Below are 18,705 nucleotides of genomic sequence, written 5' to 3' on the forward strand. Positions count from 1 at the left end.
GGGCGATTTGTAGGCCTAGGATGGTCTTGCCTGATCCGGTCAACCCGCCGACTACGATCATGTTCCCCGGACGTAATCCGCGCACCAACTCATCCAGCTTCTCAAGGCCAGTGGATAGACCAGTAGGCATAGTCTTGTTGAATTTCGCGTCAATGGTGTCGATCACTGCTGGCAGGATCTCGCTGGCCTTGTAGTAATCCTGCTGGCCATCGTCGTCCAGGTCGCGCAGATCCGCTGTCGCCTGCTGGGCCATGGCGATAACTTCGGAAAGTGGGCGCTCCTCGTTGGCCGTATCGTTGATCACATACGCGGCACTCACAATCTGGCGCAACACTGCCCGCTCCCGAACAATGCGAGCATAGGCCTTCCAGTTGGCGGCGCTGGGCACATTCATGGCGACCTCGCCCGCATGGGCCAGGGTCGACTTGCCACTGGGCAGGCGCTGGCGGCAATCGCTCAAGGTGACAACGTCGATGGGAACGCCAGCAGCGTGGCAATCAATCATCACCTGGTAAAGCGCGGCGCTTTCCAGATCATGGAAATCGGACACGGCCACCTTGCTGCATATTTCGTCGAACAACTCGGGCTTGAGCAGCACCGCTCCAAGGATGCCGAACTCGGCCTCATCACTGAACAGTTCGCGGCTCATACGTCACCCCGGGCGGAAGGCCAGTTGAACAGCACTGCAGGACCACCGGCATCGCTGAGACGATCAACTGCTCGATCTCCCAGACATTTACGCAAACCGAGAATTCCCAGGTTGGAAATCACGATGGTGGGTTGCAGTCGCTCGTAGCGGTTGTTGATCACCTCGAACAACACCTGCCGCTCGAAGTCGCTTCCGTGCTGAACGCCGATTTCATCGATCACCAGCAGATCGGGAACCTGCAGTGCGCTGAACACTTGGTGCTCGGTTGATTCTGCGGTCTTGCTGAACGTTGCCTTCACGTCACGAATGATCGCCAGAGCGGATGTATACCGGGCATGGGCGCCATGGTGACGAATGACGTGTTGCGCCACCGCACAACCCAGGTGTGTCTTGCCGGTACCAACCTCTCCCAGAAGCATCATCGAAAGCCCGGCCTGCCAGTGCAGGTCGAACCGTTCCGCGTATTCCCGGCACTGGCGAAGAGCAACGGCCTGGGGTTCTGGCTTGCTGTCCGTCCGGTAGTTTTCCAGCGTCGCCGCCCGGAAACGTGGAGGGATACCTGACGCGAGCAGATCCGCGTTGAGCTGACGAGCGAACTGCACATCCCTGGCTGCGGTAGCGGCGGATTCGTCAGTGGAATGCCGTGCATCAAAGTGACAGCGCGGGCAGCCGAGCCACTGTGCGTCACCGATGAATGACTCCACGAGACTGTTTTCAAACGTGCCGTGCTCGTCGCAACGGCTGATAGCGGTGTTTATGATTGCTGGTTTGATCATGGTCGGGCTACTCGATACGTACCATCGGGCTGACGTTCAAGCCCAAAGGTGTGGTCAATTTTGTCGAGGTCCACGTGATTGGACTGCTCGGTGTTCGCCAGGATTTCATCTTCCCAGCACCGGCCGTTGAGCCAGGTCGCCGGAAGCGGGATGTACTGCCCGCCGTCCTTGATCCAGTCAGGCCTAAGGCAGTGGCTTGCCAGCGCAGCAAGCAGGGTTTCGCGCAATGCGGCGTCAGGTTTGAGTTTCTTCCAGGCCGACTCAGCGTCAGGCCGTTTTTGGCGTCGCGGGTACAACCGATAGAACTGATCGAAGCCGTTCAGCAGATCCGTAGCGGCAGGTTTGATATTCCGCTTCGGCTTTGGATCTGCCAGAGCGGGTTGATCAGGTGCGCGCTGCTCCTGCCCATTTGCTCCAGCTTGAGGTTCCAGCGTCGCGTCGTCCGGCGGAGCATCGCGACGATGGACATGCTCTTGATCTTGTTCTTCTCCTTTCCTATTACCCTTCCCTTCCCTTCCGGGGTCGAGGCCTAGCAGAGGATTCGACGAGGCCTCGTCGAGTGGTGGTCGAATGTTCGGAGAGGACTCACCGACAGAGTCACCTACAGGCCCCGGTTTCTGGTTGTCATCAGTTCCAGCCCCCACCGGTGGCGGACTGGACACCATCAGGGACTGGACAAACTCCGGATACCGTAAGGTTGGTTTATCGATCCTTTGGTGCTCCCACCCGCAAACATGCAAATATCGCTTGCCAGAGTGCTCGTAGAAGGACAAAAGACCGTTCGACGACAGCTCGTCGAGCATTCGACGAATACTCGACGAGCTGATTTCGTCACCGGGAAAAACCCGGGCCTTGATAGTTTTCTCCGAGTCAGGATGATTGCCGCCATCGTCACAAAAGTTCCAAATGCCAATGAACAGCAGGCGTGTCAGAGCCTGGCACTCCATCACCTGTTCACTGCTCCAGAACTCTGGCTTGATCGTCCTAATGCGTGCCATCAGATATCCAGCTCCTCTGTCACGCGACGGATGAAGGCATCGTAGGTTTCAGCCATCTCGAAACCTTGGCGCTCCAGCGACTCGCGGTAGGCCTTAGCGCTTCCGTAAAGCACCCAGCGCTCACGCTCTGGAAGCGTTCGGAAGTTGCCGTAGGTTGGCCAAGGGCCGGCGATGGTGCAGGCCGTGGCGGGCAAACCACCCAGTTTTTGGGTAGTAGATTCCAGTGGAGTGATCATTGCAGCGTCTCCCCTGCGGGGAACTGCTCGATCTCTGGGCACAGCATCAAAGCCTCGAATTGCCGCTGCAACACAGTCTGGCGAAGAACGTCCGCATCCATTCCAATGATGCGGCGTACCAACACCCGAAGAGCTATGCAGGCGTGTGCCACCTCAAACTTCGCGTCGTGCAGGTCAGCTGGATGTGGATCGTCAAACAGAATTTCCTGCGCGGTATCGACGGCATCCCAGGCTTTGTAGACCAACTGATCGTTGGTGAACTGCTCCATGTGGGCTTCGTCGATAACCGTGACAGGCACCTCTTGGGAGATATCACTCATGGGTAAGCCCTCCCGATCGCCGATTGGTGAAGTGGGATGAAGGCAAACTCATCAAAGTCCGGCTCGTACTTGGCATGCTCGAGCATGGACGCCATATGACTGAGTGGCATTGCAGCGCGGTGCTGTTGCACAAAGGCAACTAAGAAGGCGCGGCCAGGCGAAGGCTCGTTCGCGCACATATCAATCAACGCCTTTATGCGCTGCGTCTGCTCGGTAAACTGCCTATGCTTTTGGTACCCGCGAGCCTCTTCTGGTGGGTTGGCTAGGGTGTGGAGTTTTGTTATTCGGCCAAGCAGGTCACGACCAAAAATCTCCAACAAATTACGGGCGACCTGCTCGTCTGTGAGCCCAAAGCCGAAGCCGTATGCACCTCGACCGTCAAAGACTTCAATCAGGTAGAAGGTTTTTTTGTTGAAGCTTGGGCTCTTCGAGCCATTGACTAGATTCATGGACGCACCTCCGAGAGATTCGGCGCCACGTTTATGAGTCGCTTGATTCGTGGCGAGCTGGTTAAGGAGGCGCCGGCCTCATCCAACCTATCGATAACGTTGACGCAATCCATAAAAGCAGCCTCGACCACAGCCTTCACACTCGAAAAAGGCACGTCGTCAATGCCTAGAAAAACTTCGCGGGAGGCATGAAAAATCATCTGACAGAGGATGACTTCTGGCGGAGTATTCGTACTAGTGCCGCGTTTGCAGACCCTGGCGAAGAGAGCATCGAACAAATCAGCGTTATCCTCCAGATCAGGCTGGATCGTGGAGCATTTGATAGCAGCGTTCATTGCACACCCCCGACGGCGTAACCTTCATACCGGCCGAAACAACCCAGACGCGCCAGGAGCTCATGACCAGGACGCTCGGCTGATCGAACTGACTGGATCAAGTCTTCCATACGGTCATTTCCGACCAGAAAGCTGTCGAACTCAGCTTCCATTCCAGCCCACCATTGAATCTGAACAGGATAAGGAGCGACCTCTGTCTCCAGCATTGCCTTGAACTCAAGGGCCACGCATTTATCCAGTACGCCTGGAAAGGTTTGTTGCAGCCCAGCATTCGCATAAATGACTTTGACGACGTAATAGGTGAAGCCTCGACGAGCTTCAAAGGACTGCGCTGTAGGTGAAGTAGCAACGCTCTTCAGAGCGCGAGCCAACCGAGGTTTGGGTTGAACCCGTTCAACAACAGGCGACCGAACTTGTTTACTACGAATTGCATGTGCCATGATTGATACCTCTGCAGTTGTGTAGTCCTGATCGCACAGGACGATTAGATGAGCCCGGTTCCCGCCGGGTTTGTTGCTTTCTGCACCGGGCAAAATTGATTCTCCACCCGTTTTAATTAATGCAAGCCGCCAGGCGACTGACTGCGCTGTAGGCCATTCACGCCGCTTTGACTGACTCTTCCAGCACCAGCAAGCTCTGCCGTACATGGCCGATTTCTTTCTGGATGTTCGCCTTCTCAAAAGGTGAAACTCGACCGTCCGCCAGGGCGTCATGTACCAATCGAGAAACATCCCCGTACTCAGCCGCGAGATGCACTAGAGCCTCGATGAGGTTCTTGCTCGCCGGCCGCGCCTGAGGCACCAGGGCATAGCCCAATGTGTTGGCCAGGTGTTCCAGCGGCTCAACGTTCTTGCTATGCACCAGAATCTGAAGAAATTGCTCCAGGTTCAGGCGGTGCGAGTCGTCATTTGGGTTGCTGCGGTTGAGCAATGCGGTATGGCTCATACCCATCAGGTGAGCCAGTTGCTTTGGCCCCGCCTCCAGAACTGCCTCATGTATTGCGCGGTGTACCTGTTCCATTTCGGGAAACCTCTTCGTGGTTGTCGTGGCGGAACGTTCAGCTCAGGGCGAAGATATGCGCCCTCGATCAGGGCTTCTTTTAATCGGGATTAAAGATTCGGCTCTTGGCCTGAATTGCGCAGATAGGCCCAGTCGACATCGGGCCGGAGCTCTTCACAGGTCACCGCCCTGCTCGACTCCCGCTCAAGATTGATGGCGAGGCCTGGGCCTGCCCGGCGAAAGCCATGGGCGATCTGTTTAAGGTTCCCGGCACTGGTGCCGCTGCGCTTGGCCAACGACTCCACCGAAGGTGTGTCGAGGGACCGGATGAGTTCGAGTAGCGTCATGTTTGTCTCCGAAAGAAGCCAAGATTACATTTTGCTAATCTCAATAGCAATAGCATTTTATAATTTACTGTTTGCTAACGCAGGGACACTATTCGCCTATGGATATCAAAACTCTTCGAGTCGACGCGCTGCGGCGTGTCATCGGCCCACTCAGCCAGAAAGACTTCGCCGACCAGCACGATCTGGACGCTTCGTATTTGTCCCAGATCCTCAATGGGCACCGCTCCCTGGGCGAGAAGGCGGCACTCAACCTTGAGCAGAAAATCGGGCTCACGCCTGGTGTGCTGGTCAACCCGAACGGGCACGGGCCGGCATTGATCGAGGGTGAATACACTCGCCAGGATGTGGTACGAGAGGCGGCGTCTGCCTACCAGGCCCTTCAGGACAAGGCCTCGCCACGGGCTGTGGCGGTTATCGAGAAGCTCGCCCGGGCAGCGGCTAAGGGAAGGCTTAGGGAGTCAGACCTGGTACTGCTCGAGGGAATCGCTGGCCTGCTTGAGAAGGCCAACGCTGAAAAGCCTTGAGCCAGATGCAAAAAGCCCGGCACTGGGCCGGGCTCTTGGGTAATCATCGGTTCAGACAGTGTTGAGACGCTCAACCATATCTGGGAAACGCTGGACCAGCTTGATCAACAGCGCAGCCTGAGCATTTGGCTTTGACTTCGACTGCTCCCAGTTTTTCAGCGTGTCAGGACTGGTCCTGATTTGCCTGGCGAACACTGGCTGCGACATATGAAGATTTTCACGGATGGAAACGATCTCAGCAGCCGTCACCTCTGGAGGTGCAAGAGCCTCCACTTCGTACTGACGAAGTGTTATCTTCCCCTGCCGGTGCTCGCCCATCTCGTTTACGCCTTGCATCAGCTCAGCAAACAGATCGCGCTTCTTTTTCATTTCCCACCTCGTTTTTTCAGCTCTGCATCTATAGCAGCCTTCAATGCCTTCTCCTGAGCCGCAGTCAGGTTCGCCATCTCATCCTTGTCATAAATCGAAAACATCCAAAACTGGCCGTCATTAAGCAACCAGTAATAAATCACACGAAGACCACCACGCTTTCCCTTCCCGCGGCGATTGTCCTGCCAGCGGAGCTTTCTGAAGCCGCCGGTACGTGGCATTACATCGCCTGCCTCAGGATTCGCCTGCATTTCCGTCTGGAGCTGCCGATATTCATCGTCAGTCAGATAGTCACCTACCATGGCGGTGAAGCTTGTCGTTTCAAAAAAGACTGTTTTCATTGGGCTCAAGTATACGCAAATTGCTTACATTTAAAAAGCGTAGCTGCATGACTCATTCTGCCAACTCTCTGCCACGCCATTGAGGATTACTGAGGCTCTGACGAAAAGCCCGGCGCTGGGCCGGGCTCTCTTCACTGCTAAGCCAACAAGTCCGCGTCTCGCTCCCGCCAAAGAGCTTCCAACTTCGTCAGACCCTTCCCTGTGATCAGTGTAGAGCACGTTGGGATCGTGCCGTCGATCGGGTGCTCGAAGGTGCCCAACTTCACATCCAGCAAGCCGGCTTCGATCTTCGCCTGATACGGCTCGTTCGAACGGGTCACCCACCCTTTCTGCCGCATGAACTGCAACAGCCTGGTGCGGCCGGTGCCGATGATCTTGGCAGCCTGAGCGGCGTTGTACTTCTTGTGCGACACCACGACCATGTCGTGAAAGGCCACCTTCGGAGCGTCCTGCTCCACCTTCACTTCCAGCTCGTGGTTCTCTTTCGAGAGCTCTGTGTTGTCAGCCTCCAGGGCGACGACCTTGCGGACGTTGTCAGTCAACAGGGCCAGCAAGACCTTGGGGTCGTTCAGGCTGGCAATGTCGAAGGCTGGCCTGGCTGACATCTCTTCCAGTTCCTGCCAACGATCCACCAGGCGGGCCGTGAACTCAGGGCTGAGCTGGGCCACGATGACGTAACTGTCGCGCTTGCTCACGTAATAAACCGATTCTGTGCGCGGACGACCCAGTGCGTCGTTGAACTGTTCATTCCCCATTGGGGGGTGGACGATAACGCTACGCTCAGCCAGTCTTTCAATGGACTGCTTCACCTTGTCGTGACGGGAACCCACCAATTCTGCAATTTCGCGAGACGACATCCGCGCCACGTTTTGCGTTTGCAGAAAACGTGGCGCATCTCCAGAAAGCTGCTCGGATTGAACGGAGAAAGTATTCATCGTGCTTTCTCCAGGCCTTCGGTGACGGAGTCGATAGCAGCCTTAGCAGACTCGACCGCCATGTGTAGCAACCATGCTTGGCTTGGCGTAACAATGAGCTCGGCCATTCCCGCGTCTTCTAACGCCTTTTTCACGCTATGAAGAGTGCAGGACGCCTGATTCAAAGCATCAACAGCGGGAACGCCTGGACGGACGCCATACAAATCTTGCCCCTCAATGTTGCACTGCGCGAATGAAAGCGGCACGGTCACTGGACCCTTGAAGGCGCCAGCATTGAGTTTTTCGTTTACTTCGGTATGCTTCGTCATGTGAATGTCCTCAGAAATGTTCACTGCTTCATAGGCCTCAAGCGTTGGCGCGCTTGGGGCTTTTTCATGCCTGTTGTTTTTCATGAACAAGCTCCTGCTCCATCATTTTCCTTAAGCGGAAAACTACCTCCCCGTTCGCAGTCCTTCCGTTCTCCTCTGACTTCGCGCTCAGCCAATCCCTCAGTTGAAGTGGCAAACGAATCACCAGCGGAACTTTTTCTTGCCTCATCCTTAACCTCCATCGCCATGAAGTGATCATTTGTGATCATTTGATACCACTTACTATCACATGTCAATACTGATCATTGGGGATCATTTGTTGTCTGATATAGTGATATGAAACCCAGTAATTAAAAGGCTTAGAGGGCTCATGACCGATACCAGATCTTTTGCTGAACGCCTCCTATGGGCACGCTCTGAAGCAGGTCTGACGCAAAAAGATCTTTCCGAACAAAGCGGCATCAGCCAACCTCAAATCGTCCGATATGAAGCTGGTCGCTCCAAACCCCGCCTGGGCGGCGCCCTCAAACTGGCCCGGGTTCTGAAAATGGACGCCTACGATCTGATGCCGGAACTGAAAAAGACCACTAAGGAAATCGAGATTCAGCTCAGCGCCGAAGAAGCCGAGCAGTTCGATACGGAGGCGGCAAAACTTGGCATTTCGACTGAAGAACTGATGCGAAAACTGACGATCATCGGACTACGGATGAAACTTAAGGATCCTGAGACACGGCGCATGATGGAAGAGGAATTTCCAGGCATGGTAGATCGGTTTGATGCGCTGCCAGGCCCAGATGATGATGGAGATCTTGAGCTCGGTAATTAACCTCGTGTGCGACGTGCCGTTTTTTTTCCGCCTAGGAACTTCTCTGCTCAAACCGCTATACATGCCATCGGACTCCTAACGAAGCTTCTGTGGTTACGATGGTTTCCAATTATTCACACAAAATCAGCAATTGGAAGGCACTGAAAAGGGCCATCTTTTTTCCGGAAAAGAAAGAGCAGGAAAGGCTTCCGAATTAACCACCATCCAACTCCCGGCCCTCATGGGCGGCAACCGCAAGCAGCGTGTCGAGAATAGTTCTATCTGTATATCCTCCCCGCCCTATCATCTCCATAGCAATCGGGGCAGTTGTTTTTCTAATGGTTTCCTCCCCTCCATCTCCAGCTGGAAAAAGCAAACTCGCCATTAATCTGTTAGGAATACTTTGCCCTGTGAGTTCAGCCCAAGAGACAAGGTCCAGATATGGCAATACTCCAAGCCTAACCCACGACGCAAAATCTGGTCGCCTATACTGCTTTGGTGAGTCCAGGTAGAATTCTTCTCTCACTGTTGCAAGCCAAGCTTTAAAAGCATCAACTAAGATAGCATCCGGCATACTCAGATCAACATCAGCTATAGCATGTAGTGACGTTCTATTCTGTGATGCATGAAGTGGTAAATCTACGAACTCCATGACTTGATAGGCGAGATCCATATCAATTTTTCCGGAGCCGAAATCAGGAGCGCTTATATTTTCCCACCACTGCTTTGCCTTCTCCTTAGCTTCGTTTTTAATCCTTTCATCCTGCTGCAAAAATTGCCTATACGTGAGGGAATGGACAGACTTCGCATAGCTAGAGTTTATACGACCAACAGCACCATCATGCCCGCAAATGGATGGCAAAATACCAGGACCTTTAAATGAAACTTTAGCTTCTAACCATATTTCAGATGCCAGCCTAGAAGCCAAATCTTTTTCGTTTGGTGGATCACCAATATTTTTACGTTGCCCCATCAGAAGAAACAACTGTTCTCTTGCTAAAATCTGCTCATACCAGCCAGCACTATTGAGATCAGAAGCAAACGCATACTTACTCAGGACAAACCAACTCGGGATATCCGATTTTTTTATAGCATTGCTTAATCTGGCCACTTACCCCCCCAGTACGTCGAATAGGTTCTAACAAGTCTATATAGCCCGTTAGCAAAATGTAATAGCCCTACGGCGCATCTTGGGAACACAACCAAAATCACCAAACACGCAGGCGTTGAGGGCGGCACAAGGGGTTGGTAGAGTCAGAGCCCCACCACCTAAATCAAGGGAAGATGATGACTACTGGGCTGAGCCAAACGGCGTGGGGGTATGGAGATATCGATAACCTTGCAGGGTCAACAGTCCTGGCCTCTGGCGGACTTGAGAGAGTCTCCTGCCCCATTGGCGGCGATTATGACTGCATGACTTGGCCTCAAGACCTATACAAGCTCAGACTGCAGAACGTTTGCTTCACTGCCAGGGTCATGATGTGCGGCTACTCCTGTGAAGGTTTTATTGCACAGAAGGCCAACATTCAAACGCTATATGTGGTCAGTAGCACCGGCCTCGACAGTTCAGCGATCAAGCTCTACAAGTGCCCAAGCATGTTCTGAGCATTGGCCAGCCGTACCATGGCAGAATGCTCGGCATTAATTTAAGGGAGTCAGGGATGAAAACTATCGCCATCGCAGCACTGCTGTTGCTCACAGGGTGCGCGTCAAAAGTCGTCGAATACCAGCCTTCACCGATCACAGCGGAACAGGCCAGGTCAGTGATTGAGCAGGTGCTGATGGAACAGCCCGAGAAGACCAGGCCCGAGCAGGTTTTCTTCACGAATGAGTACATCGCCTACGGAAGCGGTGTCGTGTCCTCCAGCAGCGGCTTCGCAAGCGCTGTACCCCTAGGAAATGGCGCCATCGCCGCGGGGAACTCGGTCACATCATCGAAAGCCGTTCAGACCAGGATTTACTTCAATTCAATCGGCGCTGCAACTCTGTACACCAAGCGCAATCGTTGGGTCGTGATCACAACGAACCAGGCCGGCGGCACGCTGAATTTCTCCAGGGTTGATTCGCAGAAAAAGGCTCAACGCTTCATCGATGCGATGATGTTCTTCAAGTCCAAATAACAGTTCTACCCACTGCCTACCGAGATGAGCGCATGTCAGCACTCGAAAAGCGACTCACCCGCGAATCGTTCACCAAAAAGCTTGTGCGGATCTGCCAGAGGCTAGACGAGGCATCCTCACGAGTTATCGCTCACAAAAACTTCTTCAACAAAGCGGTGACGTCCCAGCTCGAGATTACCTCGCTATGGGTGGTCGGCTCGTATGCCCGCGGCGCAATGACTTGTGGAGATTTGGACCTAATCCTTGAGTACAACCTCATTGAAGGGAATCACCCTGCGCCTCCAACGATAACGAAGACGTTCTTCGGCGCCCTCCAGTATGTTCGCTACTACTTTGGAACTCCGGATAGCAGCACATCAGGTGTGGTATTCCCTGGCGCAATCCTCATCTGGACCAAGCCCGGTTGCTCATGGGGATCGGCGATTGATTCAATTCAGCCAGACCCCAACGCCGGCCGGGCAACACGGGAGACAGACTCGATTCCATTACGAGCTGAACAACTGTACATGGAGCCCGAACGACTGCATGAGCTAGCGGCGCAAGAGAAAGAAGGACTACTGGAGTGGGAGTTCGTTGAGATTACCGCAGCAGACCTGGAGCCAGTCCCTGCGGAAGAAATCAGCGTACGGGATAAAAAGCTCCTTCGAATGGCGCCCATGATGGGCAAGAAATCCCAGGTGCTGATACCTGCGATAATTCGATTGATGGCCAGGTACGCACCTGTTGGAGTTTGGGATTCATCAGATAGCTATCGCGTGAAGTTTAGCTGCGGAGCAACAGCTCTGCATTTGGGGCGCCCTGCTTTGCCGTACAACCCGTTCGATGAAGAGCCAACCATCAAGCAATACGTTCTCATCCCCCACATCAGCAGGAAGGGCCCTAACGGTGCCTGGATAATTCGTCGCGGTCCCAACCATCCGGACACTCAAGCTCTCGCGAACAGGCACGCTTATTATCTGGGAAGCCCAGGCTCCCCAGAGACGTTGGTACATCGCGATCAGAATAAAATTTGGTCGACGGAAATACTTGAGCTTTTCAGTACTCACAAAGAAGCCAAAGAATTTGCAGCCATGCTGGATGAGGGGAATGACGCGCCAGATACTGAGATTGGTAGAGCCGAAGGGCTAGACCTGATCTCACTGTTTGCTTTGGTGGATGTCGTCGAGATCGGGAACTATCAGCTCGCAATTACACACACCGGCGCCACCTACTTTGAGCAAGATAAAGCGACGATGAGCGAGATCGTCACTGCCCTCCCCCTGGCGATCAATCCGGCCCTTGTGCCCTCAACCTAGCCATCCCCTGCTTGATATGCCCAGCGTTCTCGCCAATGGCATGCAAGGCACCACGTACGTTATCTCCGGCCACGTCGTGGCCTAGCTTCTCAACTAGAAGGGTCAGCTCCATCAGCGCGGCCTCCAGGGCGAGTTGGTTCTCGTAGATGCGCTCGAGGGTATCGGGGAGAGAGTATTGTGGCGTGGACATGGCTTCGACTCCATTCGAGGGCATAGAAAAATGCAGCTTAGGTAAACACTGGCGCGATTGGCAAATTCCAGGCAAAGAAAAGCCCGCGATGGGGGTAGCGGGCTTAAAGGATCTTCACAAGGAGCTGTGACCACAATAGGCGCTCGATTGTGAAAGGGATGTGAAGGAACAGATACACGACGCCCAGCGCTGGCTGGGCCCTGCAAGTCAACCTTGCTGTAAATATGCGCGGACCTGGCGAAGGGTTGTAAGAATCTTTTCGCGGTTACCGATTGCGTTATTTACATATAGCGGGCTCGGGTGGGCGCAAATGAACAGCTTCAGATCGTGCCGGACGGAGGCTATGGCAGCTGCAGCCCTCTCTGCCTTTCTCCCCAGTAAAACGACAGCCCGTAGCTTTGGTAGCAGTACCAATAATTGAGGCAGCGGTTGAAGCCCTGCCTCGAGATCTAGAGGGGTGGCGGCTCGTATTTTCGTGCCCGTCCCGATGTACCAAGGCACGACATTCCAAAGCACTGTGTGTTTGCGATCAATGCCGGCCTCGACCCCGAGCTCAAACATATTCTTCGCGGTTTCGTCAGGGTTGTTACGTGAAATAAAGCCCGAAGCTACCGCTTTTGCCCCTGGTGCCTCCAGAAGGAATAACGCTTCAGCGTCGACGCCCCCATCCCAAGGGTCAAAATAGGGGATGCCCGCACTTGGTCCGGCACTCTCGCGAAGCTGGTCAACAAAACGGGTCAATGGGTAAATATGGACCTCGCCGAGCTGCATCATTCGGTTCGCCTTCGCCTCACGACAACGAAGCATCTTGGGAAGGTCTACGAGCATATTGAGTTCTCGAATAGAGCGGTTGAGTGGGAAAGTGCAGATGCAAGAAGCCCGGCGCAGGGCCGGGCCCTTATGAAATGGAGACGATGGCTGACTTGGGTGGTGGGCAGCAGCCATTCATACTCGTCATTAATTATCGATCATCTTCTGAACGGTAATGGAGACAGGTTCCATTTTCTTGGTTTTCGCGGACATCCGGAATTTAACTACGACATCTGCGCGCACCTTGAATTTTCCAGCCAAGCTTTGAGGATCTACACCTTCCTCCAAGATCAGCTTCACCCTTCGGTCAACCAGGCCGCGGATGATCGCTGCCCATCCCTTGCTCGATGAGTCGAGATCTGTAGCCCTGATCTCTACATCTGCATCTGGATGCGGCTCGTCAATTTCAAATGGTTCGAACTCGACGGTGTCCGGTATCTCTCTCACCGTCTCGACCGGAATCGATAGGCTTTCATCCTGGCTCATGACGACGGTTGCTCCGTCCTCCTTCTTGGCAGGCGCGATAACCTTCACTGCTGCTTGAGCAAGTTTCTTCTTGTCGGTGGAACCAACCTTCTCGATTACCTCTGCAAATTTTTCCGGGGAGATTGCATAAGACTCCGCACCAATCACGACAAAATTGCTGTTAGTAATATTCAGGGCGATCGGAGAGGCAGGTTGCGGGGCTTTGTTAATTATTGCCCAGGCAGCGCCAGCCGCTACGAGGGCGCCAACCACGCACGTGACCGCCACGGCCCCTTTCAAGACGGGGCTCCCGTTACCAGGGAGATTTCGATAAACATTTTTTCCGCCCTCGCGCACCTTGTCTAGGAACTTGTCCATTTCTTCCTTGTTCTTGAAGACAAGCCTAATCAGCGTGTCCTCAATAAACGAACCCTGCTGAAACCCCTCAATCAGCAAGTCTGCCGACATAACGCCCGCGCCAGTGAGCTGGGACAAAGCTTCAGGAAGGAAGTGAACAGAAATCTTTTCCAGAGCAGATAACGAGTCTATTACGTCCTGTACCGCGAGCGGTTGCTTATTCGTGTATTTGACGGAGTGCTCGACCAGCAGAACGAACTCAGACATTTCCTTCCCTTCTCATTGTATTTTCCATTTGGTCGACTTTAGCGCAGGCAAATTTTTAATCGCCAGCGACCCACTCTGATTCGCTTCATTTATGACTCCGCAATATCCTTACTGCCCTCAACTCATTCGCGCAACCGTTCAACCAGCGCTGGCACTACTAGGGATAGCCATACGCTCTAGATGAGATCGTCCATACCAAGCGCCGCGGCTGTAGCGCGCCTATCCTCAGCTCGAACATCAGACACATCAATCCCGGCGTCCTCCGCCAGCTTGAGCTGGTAATCCCAAACGTGCATACGATGTCTCTTAGCTTGTTTCTCCAGCGCTTCACTTAGCAGCAGATAACGATACTGCCCTCGTGTAGAGCCGCAAAGCTCAGCTTCGCTGGCCACTTCGCACTCTGTTATCAGTTGCGGATTGGCTTCAAGGATGACCGCAAGAGCATTGTCGTGAATCTGATCTCTAATTCCCACAACCCAAATCCTTCCGAACTCAGTAAAAAGAACTGGGCTGCTTCGCTCTGCATCCGAATCGCCCCCATATGTCGAATCGCCAGAATTTAGCACCATTACTTCGCCACTACGAGTTAAGAGCCTCCTCCCCTGAAGAAGAATTAGCAAATCTGGAAATCTCAAAAACAATTTGCTAATTTATTTAGCTATTGCTAATTTATAGCCACTCCTTCGCCACCTCATGGCGAAACAGAGCACATCCAAATATTTACGAGAGCCATCATCGCGGCCGGCTATCGGCTTGCCTGGAGAAACACATTGAGTACTAACCAATACGACTCCCGTACCGCTGACAAATTTGTGGTACGCCTGCCTGACGGGCTGCGTGCCGATATCGAAGCAGCCGCGAATGCCGCTGACCGGAGTATGAATAGCGTGTTTGTCCGGGCCGTGCGTCAGTACCTGGACGGACAGAACCGCCAAACCTTGCTGCTGGATGCGCTGGCAAGTGCCGCCGCTTCGCTCCCGCCAGCTGTGAGCTCGGGCCTATGAGCCGCCGCAACGGACAGGTGGGCGAGCGCCTGATCGAACTGTTCAACGCCCTACAGCGTCGGGAGACCACCTTCGGCCAGATCTACGTCATGTCAGCATCGTGCGGGATCGACGCGCGCCGAGTGCTGGCTGACCACTTTCAAGGTGATTCGTCCCATGGCTAAGACAGTCCTTCGGGTACGACGGGATGGCGTGGCGTTCTATATGAACACCGAGACCTCATCGCCCGGAACCGGACACCGGAACAGGTATCGCTTGTTCAAGACAGAAAACTACGGCCGCGATAAATCCGGATGGATTCAGGTGGGTTCGACGGCTGGCCAGGAGTTGCTGGCTGTAAAAGATGACCATGCCCTGCTAAAGGCGTGTGAAAAACTATTCGCCAGCAAAAAGCCCCACCGTTACGACCTGCATGGCGCGATACGTGGAAAACCCGGCAAGTGGGAGGGCGAGGCCTTTCCCGTCAGAAAGTCAGTGCAAACAACGTCTTCCATCGAACAGCGATGACTCCATGGCCAAATCAACTGCATTACCCACCAAAGAGACCGCGCCGCGCTTCCTGAGAGCGTCAACTGCCCCTGCCTACCTGGGAATGTGCAGGGAAGAATTTAACAAGAGTGTTCGGCCTAACGTCCGCGAATTCCCCATAGGGAAACAAGGCGTTGGTTTCGATCGGATCGAGTTGGATCAGTGGGCAGACTCCTGGGCTGAGTCCATGGCAATTGAAAAGCAGGCCAATGAGGACAACAATCTGCCCCGCAGTGGGCGCCAAGGAGCAAAACAATGGCGCGAAAAACAATGTCGGGCCTCTATCAGAGGAACGGGATTTGGCACATCGACAAAGTCGTCCGAGGTAGCCGACTTCAGGAAAGCACTGGAGCAAGCGAAAGGGAAGAAGCCGAGCAGTACCTGATTCATCGGCTGGAAAAGCTACGACAGGAAAAGATCTACGGCGTGCGCCAGGTGCGAACCTGGCGTGAGGCCGCTACCCGATTCCTGGTTGAGTTCAAAGACCAAGCATCGATCGGTCTTTCCGCGTCCCACATCGAACAGCTGGACCCGTACATCGGCGATCTGCCGATCACGCACATTGATGACGGAACCTTGGCCCCGTTCATCCGTGACCGGCAACGCCCAAGCAAGACTGACAAAGGGAAGGTCAAGCCTGGTGTCTCGAACAGGACGGTCAATATCGCCCTGCAACGTGTCGTCAGAATCTTGAACCTGTGCCACCGCAAGTGGCGCGATGCTGAAAAACGGCCGTGGTTGGAAAGCGTGCCGATGATATCGATGCTTGAGGAAAAGAGGTCGGCCAGGAAGCCGTACCCGATGTCGTGGGAAGAACAGGCGATTCTGTTTCCCGAACTGCCGGACCATCTGTTGAGGATGGCCCTCTACAAGGTAAACACGGGGTGCCGGGAGCAAGAAGTTTGCAAGTTGAGATGGGAATGGGAGATACGGGTGCCTGATCTGAACACCAGCGTGTTTCTGATACCTGCCGGATTCGGCGGGCGAAGTGATAAAGCAGGTGTGAAGAACGGCGATGAACGCCTGGTGATCCTGAACAGAGTGGCGATGAACATCATCGACAAGCAACGAGGCCTGCACAAAGACCTGGTGTTCCCCTACGGACAGCCAGATCAATATGGGGCCACTACCATGGACAGAATGAATGACTCGGCCTGGAGGAAGGCCAGGAAGCGTTCGGCGGACAAATGGGAACAAACCAAACAGTCGCCGGCGCATCCAGGGTTCAGGGCTTTCCGCGTTCACGACTTGAAACACACCTTCGGCAGAAGGCTACGTGCAGCAGACGTGACAGAGGAAGATCGGAAGGCATTGTTGGGGCATAAGAACGGCAGCATCACCAGCCACTATTCTACCCCGGAGCTGCAGCATCTGATTGAGGCCGCGAACAAAGTGTCGGCAACTGACTCTCGCGGGCCAGCGCTGACCATCTTGAGGAGAAAATTGGGATGATCCCCCGCAAAAGTCCCTACGCATGAAAAAGCCGAACTGGCTAGAGTTCGGCTAAGTCACTGTAAAATATGGTCGGGACGGAGTGATTCGAACACTCGACCCCTAGCACCCCATGCACGCAGTAACACCGTAAGCCTTTGTGAAATGGCTGTTTTTACTGGCGCTCGCTGCAATCGAATGCCCACAAGAGCTTACAAGTGCGTGAGAAAGTCACGCAAATGTCACGCACCTCCCCGGCGTCCTGCCGACGAACACCACTCCCAAATCCGCAACACCTCGATTACTGTGCGCACATACAGTATTTGAGTCTACCCACCATGAAGCTCGATAAAGACACCTGCGAGTGGCTTGGATGCCCTACGCCCTTGGAAATGTACCAGCACCAGTGCGCCCTGCTCGAGGACGAGCTGACCGCGACCCAGAAGCGGCTGACCGAGGCGCGCCGGAACATCGCCGGGCTGGTGCAGATGTGCGACCTATTGGCCACCGGCAAGGCCACGGCTGATACTGAGCTGAAGAAGGCGCTCGACAACATCGCCCGACTGAATCATGAAACGTGGGAATTGGACGGCAAGGTCCGGGCGCTCGAGTCGGTTGCCGGCCAGCGGGATGACCTGTTCAGGGAGAATCAGCGCCTGCTGCTGGAGTTGAATGGCCGCGCTACTGACAGGACTCAACCGCCGCAACCAGCTGACGTTCATAGCCAATCCGCTGCCGACGCTCAGCCAGAAGCGCCCGCACCTTGAGTTCCAAGCTGTCGGACTTCTTCAGGCCTTGCGCTGCCCACGGCGGGACCGCGACGTCTTTAGTCTTGCACGGCACCAGCACGGGCACCTCGACACGGACAGTGCGCACCTCGGGCGGATGGCCCGCGCATCCGGCCAACACCACGGCCAGTACCACCAGCAAAGTCTTCATAGACCCAGCTCCTTATCGATGATCGCGCTGGCAGCCTGGGCGGGATCACCGCCGGTTCGCTCCCGCAATAGATTGTTGGCTGCCGCGTAGTCTGGCTGGGCCTCCTCCCGAGCTTTCTCCTGCGCCAGCGCGGCGCTCCGCTCCCGCAGCTCACCCGCCTGTACCAGTTCGCCGAGCTTCCTGCCCTGCTCCCCGGCCAATACCTCAAGGTTGGCCCGTGCCGCCCTGGTTGTGGCCAAGTCGAGGTTGGCCGTGTCGAGCAGCGGCCGGTAATGGCGCGCGGCGAGCCATACCCCGGCGCCGCCGCCAACCGCCAACACCAGGAGAACTGCCAGCACCAACACAACCAGCTTCTGCACAGGCGTCATGCCAGCACCTTCAGCGCCCTTTCGTACAGCGCCAGGCGATCGTCCTGGCCGGTGAGCCCGCCATTGATGCGCCTGGTGATCTTCACGAACTCGCCATTATCAGCAAGGTTGTTCAGCCCATTGCTCTTCCAGAACCAAGCCGCCGACGCGGCCGCCCACTGCGGAAGCTCCAACAGTTCGGGCTTGCTGATCAGGTCCAGGCCCAGCGCCTCGCCGCACGCGGCATAGTTCCCCCGGCCGGTAATCTGGATCAGGCCTCGGCCACGGAACTTGGAGCCATCACCCTTAACGATGTTGCCCAGGTCAGCACGACCCTCATAGCCGAGTTGCTGCGCCGTCGGCCCCCAGATCTCGCGCACATAGCGCAACTGGCCCGACTCATGCCCGACCTGGGCGATGAACGCAGACACACGCAGGGTACCGACAATGCCGTACCGCCCCATGGCCGTATTCAGTACAGGAACAAAAACGCCGGCTTGGCGGCCGGCGTTCGGGAGGATCTGTAGTAACTGCTGATCGGTGATCGGCATGCTTTTCTCC

At 54.9% G+C, this 18,705-nt stretch carries 32 protein-coding genes; 9 read left to right on the plus strand and 23 right to left on the minus strand.

Going from position 1 to position 18,705, the window contains the following annotated elements; all coding sequences use genetic code 11:
• The 10 genes from FEM54_RS05190 to FEM54_RS05235 form a co-directional block, all read right to left on the minus strand.
• A partial coding sequence (locus FEM54_RS05190) for a replicative DNA helicase (protein ID WP_276614440.1) occupies nucleotides 1–649 on the minus strand: 649 nt, incomplete at its 3' end.
• Entirely contained in the window at nucleotides 646–1,425 is a 780-nt protein-coding gene (locus FEM54_RS05195) for an ATP-binding protein (protein WP_138449806.1), read from the minus strand. The genes FEM54_RS05190 and FEM54_RS05195, both read right to left, overlap by 4 nt.
• The gene (locus FEM54_RS05200; protein ID WP_138449808.1) at nucleotides 1,422–2,423 is read right to left on the minus strand and encodes a hypothetical protein; all 1,002 of its coding nucleotides are present in this window, start codon (nucleotides 2,421–2,423) and stop codon (nucleotides 1,422–1,424) included. Before FEM54_RS05200 ends, FEM54_RS05195 begins: the two co-directional genes overlap by 4 nt.
• Entirely contained in the window at nucleotides 2,423–2,659 is a 237-nt protein-coding gene (locus FEM54_RS05205) for a hypothetical protein (RefSeq protein ID WP_240792712.1), read from the minus strand. The genes FEM54_RS05200 and FEM54_RS05205 overlap by 1 nt, the downstream gene beginning before the upstream one ends.
• Nucleotides 2,656–2,979 (minus strand): hypothetical protein, encoded by a 324-nt coding sequence (locus tag FEM54_RS05210; protein WP_138449810.1) that lies wholly within the window; start codon nucleotides 2,977–2,979, stop codon nucleotides 2,656–2,658. Before FEM54_RS05210 ends, FEM54_RS05205 begins: the two co-directional genes overlap by 4 nt.
• Complete coding sequence (locus FEM54_RS05215; protein WP_138449811.1) at nucleotides 2,976–3,428, minus strand: hypothetical protein; 453 nt, start codon at nucleotides 3,426–3,428, stop codon at nucleotides 2,976–2,978. Before FEM54_RS05215 ends, FEM54_RS05210 begins: the two co-directional genes overlap by 4 nt.
• Entirely contained in the window at nucleotides 3,425–3,763 is a 339-nt protein-coding gene (locus tag FEM54_RS05220) for a hypothetical protein (RefSeq protein WP_138449813.1), read from the minus strand. Before FEM54_RS05220 ends, FEM54_RS05215 begins: the two co-directional genes overlap by 4 nt.
• Nucleotides 3,760–4,203 carry a hypothetical protein gene (locus tag FEM54_RS05225; protein ID WP_138449814.1) on the minus strand — a complete coding sequence of 148 codons (444 nt, stop codon included), beginning with the start codon at nucleotides 4,201–4,203 and terminating at the stop codon, nucleotides 3,760–3,762. The genes FEM54_RS05220 and FEM54_RS05225 overlap by 4 nt, the downstream gene beginning before the upstream one ends.
• A gap of 157 nt (nucleotides 4,204–4,360) precedes the next feature.
• Nucleotides 4,361–4,783 carry a phage regulatory CII family protein gene (locus FEM54_RS05230; protein WP_008431877.1) on the minus strand — a complete coding sequence of 141 codons (423 nt, stop codon included), beginning with the start codon at nucleotides 4,781–4,783 and terminating at the stop codon, nucleotides 4,361–4,363.
• Nucleotides 4,784–4,872: 89 nt separating this feature from the next.
• Nucleotides 4,873–5,109 carry a transcriptional regulator gene (locus FEM54_RS05235; RefSeq protein ID WP_008431880.1) on the minus strand — a complete coding sequence of 79 codons (237 nt, stop codon included), beginning with the start codon at nucleotides 5,107–5,109 and terminating at the stop codon, nucleotides 4,873–4,875.
• A 98-nt stretch (nucleotides 5,110–5,207) separates the two neighbouring features.
• Between FEM54_RS05235 and FEM54_RS05240 the strand changes: the two genes are divergently transcribed.
• Nucleotides 5,208–5,633 carry a helix-turn-helix domain-containing protein gene (locus FEM54_RS05240; RefSeq protein ID WP_138449816.1) on the plus strand — a complete coding sequence of 142 codons (426 nt, stop codon included), beginning with the start codon at nucleotides 5,208–5,210 and terminating at the stop codon, nucleotides 5,631–5,633.
• Between the two features lie 51 nt (nucleotides 5,634–5,684).
• On the opposite strand, the gene FEM54_RS05245 is transcribed toward FEM54_RS05240, so the two are convergent.
• From FEM54_RS05245 to FEM54_RS05265, 5 genes are all read right to left on the minus strand, one after another.
• The gene (locus FEM54_RS05245; protein WP_138449817.1) at nucleotides 5,685–6,002 is read right to left on the minus strand and encodes a helix-turn-helix domain-containing protein; all 318 of its coding nucleotides are present in this window, start codon (nucleotides 6,000–6,002) and stop codon (nucleotides 5,685–5,687) included.
• The gene (locus FEM54_RS05250) at nucleotides 5,999–6,343 is read right to left on the minus strand and encodes a type II toxin-antitoxin system RelE/ParE family toxin (protein ID WP_138449819.1); all 345 of its coding nucleotides are present in this window, start codon (nucleotides 6,341–6,343) and stop codon (nucleotides 5,999–6,001) included. Before FEM54_RS05250 ends, FEM54_RS05245 begins: the two co-directional genes overlap by 4 nt.
• A gap of 137 nt (nucleotides 6,344–6,480) precedes the next feature.
• Entirely contained in the window at nucleotides 6,481–7,278 is a 798-nt protein-coding gene (locus tag FEM54_RS05255) for a phage antirepressor KilAC domain-containing protein (protein WP_138449821.1), read from the minus strand.
• Nucleotides 7,275–7,670 carry a DUF3077 domain-containing protein gene (locus tag FEM54_RS05260; protein ID WP_138449823.1) on the minus strand — a complete coding sequence of 132 codons (396 nt, stop codon included), beginning with the start codon at nucleotides 7,668–7,670 and terminating at the stop codon, nucleotides 7,275–7,277. The genes FEM54_RS05255 and FEM54_RS05260 overlap by 4 nt, the downstream gene beginning before the upstream one ends.
• Nucleotides 7,651–7,845 carry an Arc family DNA-binding protein gene (locus FEM54_RS05265; protein ID WP_338109321.1) on the minus strand — a complete coding sequence of 65 codons (195 nt, stop codon included), beginning with the start codon at nucleotides 7,843–7,845 and terminating at the stop codon, nucleotides 7,651–7,653. Before FEM54_RS05265 ends, FEM54_RS05260 begins: the two co-directional genes overlap by 20 nt.
• A 111-nt stretch (nucleotides 7,846–7,956) precedes the next feature.
• Here FEM54_RS05265 and FEM54_RS05270 point away from each other — a divergent pair, with 111 nt between their 5' ends.
• A complete protein-coding gene (locus tag FEM54_RS05270; protein ID WP_057007987.1) occupies nucleotides 7,957–8,412 on the plus strand; it encodes a helix-turn-helix domain-containing protein in 456 nt (151 codons plus the stop codon).
• Nucleotides 8,413–8,605: 193 nt separating this feature from the next.
• Here FEM54_RS05270 and FEM54_RS05275 read toward each other — a convergent pair whose 3' ends face one another.
• Entirely contained in the window at nucleotides 8,606–9,502 is an 897-nt protein-coding gene (locus FEM54_RS05275) for a DUF6387 family protein (protein WP_138449828.1), read from the minus strand.
• A gap of 550 nt (nucleotides 9,503–10,052) precedes the next feature.
• On the opposite strand from FEM54_RS05275, the gene FEM54_RS05285 reads away from it, so the two are divergent.
• Nucleotides 10,053–10,511, plus strand: coding sequence for a hypothetical protein (locus tag FEM54_RS05285; RefSeq protein ID WP_138449831.1), 459 nt, complete (start codon nucleotides 10,053–10,055; stop codon nucleotides 10,509–10,511).
• Between the two features lie 32 nt (nucleotides 10,512–10,543).
• The gene (locus FEM54_RS05290; RefSeq protein ID WP_138449833.1) at nucleotides 10,544–11,806 is read left to right on the plus strand and encodes a nucleotidyltransferase family protein; all 1,263 of its coding nucleotides are present in this window, start codon (nucleotides 10,544–10,546) and stop codon (nucleotides 11,804–11,806) included.
• Here FEM54_RS05290 and FEM54_RS05295 read toward each other — a convergent pair.
• The 4 genes from FEM54_RS05295 to FEM54_RS05310 form a co-directional block, all read right to left on the minus strand.
• The gene (locus FEM54_RS05295; protein WP_138449835.1) at nucleotides 11,778–11,996 is read right to left on the minus strand and encodes a hypothetical protein; all 219 of its coding nucleotides are present in this window, start codon (nucleotides 11,994–11,996) and stop codon (nucleotides 11,778–11,780) included. The two genes, FEM54_RS05290 and FEM54_RS05295, sit on opposite strands and share 29 nt — an antisense overlap.
• 207 nt (nucleotides 11,997–12,203) lie before the next feature.
• Nucleotides 12,204–12,770: a uracil-DNA glycosylase gene (locus FEM54_RS05300; RefSeq protein ID WP_171045801.1), complete on the minus strand. Its 567-nt coding sequence runs from the start codon at nucleotides 12,768–12,770 to the stop codon at nucleotides 12,204–12,206.
• 183 nt (nucleotides 12,771–12,953) lie between these two features.
• Complete coding sequence (locus tag FEM54_RS05305; RefSeq protein WP_138449838.1) at nucleotides 12,954–13,895, minus strand: hypothetical protein; 942 nt, start codon at nucleotides 13,893–13,895, stop codon at nucleotides 12,954–12,956.
• Between the two features lie 176 nt (nucleotides 13,896–14,071).
• Complete coding sequence (locus FEM54_RS05310; protein WP_138449840.1) at nucleotides 14,072–14,368, minus strand: DUF6388 family protein; 297 nt, start codon at nucleotides 14,366–14,368, stop codon at nucleotides 14,072–14,074.
• Nucleotides 14,369–14,665: 297 nt separating this feature from the next.
• Between FEM54_RS05310 and FEM54_RS05315 the strand changes: the two genes are divergently transcribed.
• From FEM54_RS05315 to FEM54_RS05330, 5 genes are all read left to right on the plus strand, one after another.
• Nucleotides 14,666–14,899, plus strand: a complete 234-nt coding sequence (locus tag FEM54_RS05315) for an Arc family DNA-binding protein (protein ID WP_138449842.1) — start codon at nucleotides 14,666–14,668, stop codon at nucleotides 14,897–14,899.
• Nucleotides 14,896–15,063: a hypothetical protein gene (locus FEM54_RS33855; protein WP_171045802.1), complete on the plus strand. Its 168-nt coding sequence runs from the start codon at nucleotides 14,896–14,898 to the stop codon at nucleotides 15,061–15,063. The genes FEM54_RS05315 and FEM54_RS33855 overlap by 4 nt, the downstream gene beginning before the upstream one ends.
• A 40-nt stretch (nucleotides 15,064–15,103) precedes the next feature.
• Nucleotides 15,104–15,406, plus strand: coding sequence for a hypothetical protein (locus FEM54_RS05320; RefSeq protein WP_240792713.1), 303 nt, complete (start codon nucleotides 15,104–15,106; stop codon nucleotides 15,404–15,406).
• A gap of 276 nt (nucleotides 15,407–15,682) precedes the next feature.
• Nucleotides 15,683–16,879, plus strand: a complete 1,197-nt coding sequence (locus FEM54_RS05325) for a tyrosine-type recombinase/integrase (protein WP_138449845.1) — start codon at nucleotides 15,683–15,685, stop codon at nucleotides 16,877–16,879.
• Nucleotides 16,880–17,196: 317 nt separating this feature from the next.
• On the plus strand, nucleotides 17,197–17,625 hold the full coding sequence (locus tag FEM54_RS05330) for a hypothetical protein (protein ID WP_338109323.1): 429 nt from the start codon (nucleotides 17,197–17,199) through the stop codon (nucleotides 17,623–17,625).
• On the opposite strand, the gene FEM54_RS34555 is transcribed toward FEM54_RS05330, so the two are convergent.
• The 3 genes from FEM54_RS34555 to FEM54_RS05345 are packed head-to-tail and all read right to left on the minus strand — an operon-like array spanning nucleotide 17,540 to nucleotide 18,695.
• A complete protein-coding gene (locus FEM54_RS34555; protein ID WP_138449847.1) occupies nucleotides 17,540–17,797 on the minus strand; it encodes a hypothetical protein in 258 nt (85 codons plus the stop codon). The genes FEM54_RS05330 and FEM54_RS34555 overlap by 86 nt on opposite strands.
• Complete coding sequence (locus FEM54_RS05340) at nucleotides 17,794–18,165, minus strand: hypothetical protein (RefSeq protein WP_138449849.1); 372 nt, start codon at nucleotides 18,163–18,165, stop codon at nucleotides 17,794–17,796. Before FEM54_RS05340 ends, FEM54_RS34555 begins: the two co-directional genes overlap by 4 nt.
• Nucleotides 18,162–18,695 (minus strand): glycoside hydrolase family 19 protein, encoded by a 534-nt coding sequence (locus tag FEM54_RS05345; protein ID WP_138449850.1) that lies wholly within the window; start codon nucleotides 18,693–18,695, stop codon nucleotides 18,162–18,164. Before FEM54_RS05345 ends, FEM54_RS05340 begins: the two co-directional genes overlap by 4 nt.
• Nucleotides 18,696–18,705 lie beyond the last annotated feature (10 nt).

This window comes from Pseudomonas edaphica (assembly GCF_005863185.1).
GTDB classification, from domain to species: domain Bacteria; phylum Pseudomonadota; class Gammaproteobacteria; order Pseudomonadales; family Pseudomonadaceae; genus Aquipseudomonas; species Aquipseudomonas edaphica.

What these genes read in the sequence shown, in the direction of transcription:
- FEM54_RS05195 (WP_138449806.1), bottom strand. Translation starts at nt 1,425, where the DNA reads ATGATCAAACCAGCAATCATAAACACCGCTATCAGCCGTTGCGACGAG.
- FEM54_RS05200 (WP_138449808.1), bottom strand. Translation starts at nt 2,423, where the DNA reads ATGGCACGCATTAGGACGATCAAGCCAGAGTTCTGGAGCAGTGAACAG.
- FEM54_RS05205 (WP_240792712.1), bottom strand. Translation starts at nt 2,659, where the DNA reads ATGATCACTCCACTGGAATCTACTACCCAAAAACTGGGTGGTTTGCCC.
- FEM54_RS05210 (WP_138449810.1), bottom strand. Translation starts at nt 2,979, where the DNA reads ATGAGTGATATCTCCCAAGAGGTGCCTGTCACGGTTATCGACGAAGCC.
- FEM54_RS05215 (WP_138449811.1), bottom strand. Translation starts at nt 3,428, where the DNA reads ATGAATCTAGTCAATGGCTCGAAGAGCCCAAGCTTCAACAAAAAAACC.
- FEM54_RS05220 (WP_138449813.1), bottom strand. Translation starts at nt 3,763, where the DNA reads ATGAACGCTGCTATCAAATGCTCCACGATCCAGCCTGATCTGGAGGAT.
- FEM54_RS05225 (WP_138449814.1), bottom strand. Translation starts at nt 4,203, where the DNA reads ATGGCACATGCAATTCGTAGTAAACAAGTTCGGTCGCCTGTTGTTGAA.
- FEM54_RS05230 (WP_008431877.1), bottom strand. Translation starts at nt 4,783, where the DNA reads ATGGAACAGGTACACCGCGCAATACATGAGGCAGTTCTGGAGGCGGGG.
- FEM54_RS05235 (WP_008431880.1), bottom strand. Translation starts at nt 5,109, where the DNA reads ATGACGCTACTCGAACTCATCCGGTCCCTCGACACACCTTCGGTGGAG.
- FEM54_RS05240 (WP_138449816.1), top strand. Translation starts at nt 5,208, where the DNA reads ATGGATATCAAAACTCTTCGAGTCGACGCGCTGCGGCGTGTCATCGGC.
- FEM54_RS05245 (WP_138449817.1), bottom strand. Translation starts at nt 6,002, where the DNA reads ATGAAAAAGAAGCGCGATCTGTTTGCTGAGCTGATGCAAGGCGTAAAC.
- FEM54_RS05250 (WP_138449819.1), bottom strand. Translation starts at nt 6,343, where the DNA reads ATGAAAACAGTCTTTTTTGAAACGACAAGCTTCACCGCCATGGTAGGT.
- FEM54_RS05255 (WP_138449821.1), bottom strand. Translation starts at nt 7,278, where the DNA reads ATGAATACTTTCTCCGTTCAATCCGAGCAGCTTTCTGGAGATGCGCCA.
- FEM54_RS05260 (WP_138449823.1), bottom strand. Translation starts at nt 7,670, where the DNA reads ATGAAAAACAACAGGCATGAAAAAGCCCCAAGCGCGCCAACGCTTGAG.
- FEM54_RS05265 (WP_338109321.1), bottom strand. Translation starts at nt 7,845, where the DNA reads ATGATCACTTCATGGCGATGGAGGTTAAGGATGAGGCAAGAAAAAGTT.
- FEM54_RS05270 (WP_057007987.1), top strand. Translation starts at nt 7,957, where the DNA reads ATGACCGATACCAGATCTTTTGCTGAACGCCTCCTATGGGCACGCTCT.
- FEM54_RS05285 (WP_138449831.1), top strand. Translation starts at nt 10,053, where the DNA reads ATGAAAACTATCGCCATCGCAGCACTGCTGTTGCTCACAGGGTGCGCG.
- FEM54_RS05290 (WP_138449833.1), top strand. Translation starts at nt 10,544, where the DNA reads ATGTCAGCACTCGAAAAGCGACTCACCCGCGAATCGTTCACCAAAAAG.
- FEM54_RS05295 (WP_138449835.1), bottom strand. Translation starts at nt 11,996, where the DNA reads ATGTCCACGCCACAATACTCTCTCCCCGATACCCTCGAGCGCATCTAC.
- FEM54_RS05300 (WP_171045801.1), bottom strand. Translation starts at nt 12,770, where the DNA reads ATGATGCAGCTCGGCGAGGTCCATATTTACCCATTGACCCGTTTTGTT.
- FEM54_RS05305 (WP_138449838.1), bottom strand. Translation starts at nt 13,895, where the DNA reads ATGTCTGAGTTCGTTCTGCTGGTCGAGCACTCCGTCAAATACACGAAT.
- FEM54_RS33855 (WP_171045802.1), top strand. Translation starts at nt 14,896, where the DNA reads ATGAGCCGCCGCAACGGACAGGTGGGCGAGCGCCTGATCGAACTGTTC.
- FEM54_RS05320 (WP_240792713.1), top strand. Translation starts at nt 15,104, where the DNA reads ATGAACACCGAGACCTCATCGCCCGGAACCGGACACCGGAACAGGTAT.
- FEM54_RS05325 (WP_138449845.1), top strand. Translation starts at nt 15,683, where the DNA reads ATGGCGCGAAAAACAATGTCGGGCCTCTATCAGAGGAACGGGATTTGG.
- FEM54_RS05330 (WP_338109323.1), top strand. Translation starts at nt 17,197, where the DNA reads ATGAAGCTCGATAAAGACACCTGCGAGTGGCTTGGATGCCCTACGCCC.
- FEM54_RS34555 (WP_138449847.1), bottom strand. Translation starts at nt 17,797, where the DNA reads ATGAAGACTTTGCTGGTGGTACTGGCCGTGGTGTTGGCCGGATGCGCG.
- FEM54_RS05340 (WP_138449849.1), bottom strand. Translation starts at nt 18,165, where the DNA reads ATGACGCCTGTGCAGAAGCTGGTTGTGTTGGTGCTGGCAGTTCTCCTG.
- FEM54_RS05345 (WP_138449850.1), bottom strand. Translation starts at nt 18,695, where the DNA reads ATGCCGATCACCGATCAGCAGTTACTACAGATCCTCCCGAACGCCGGC.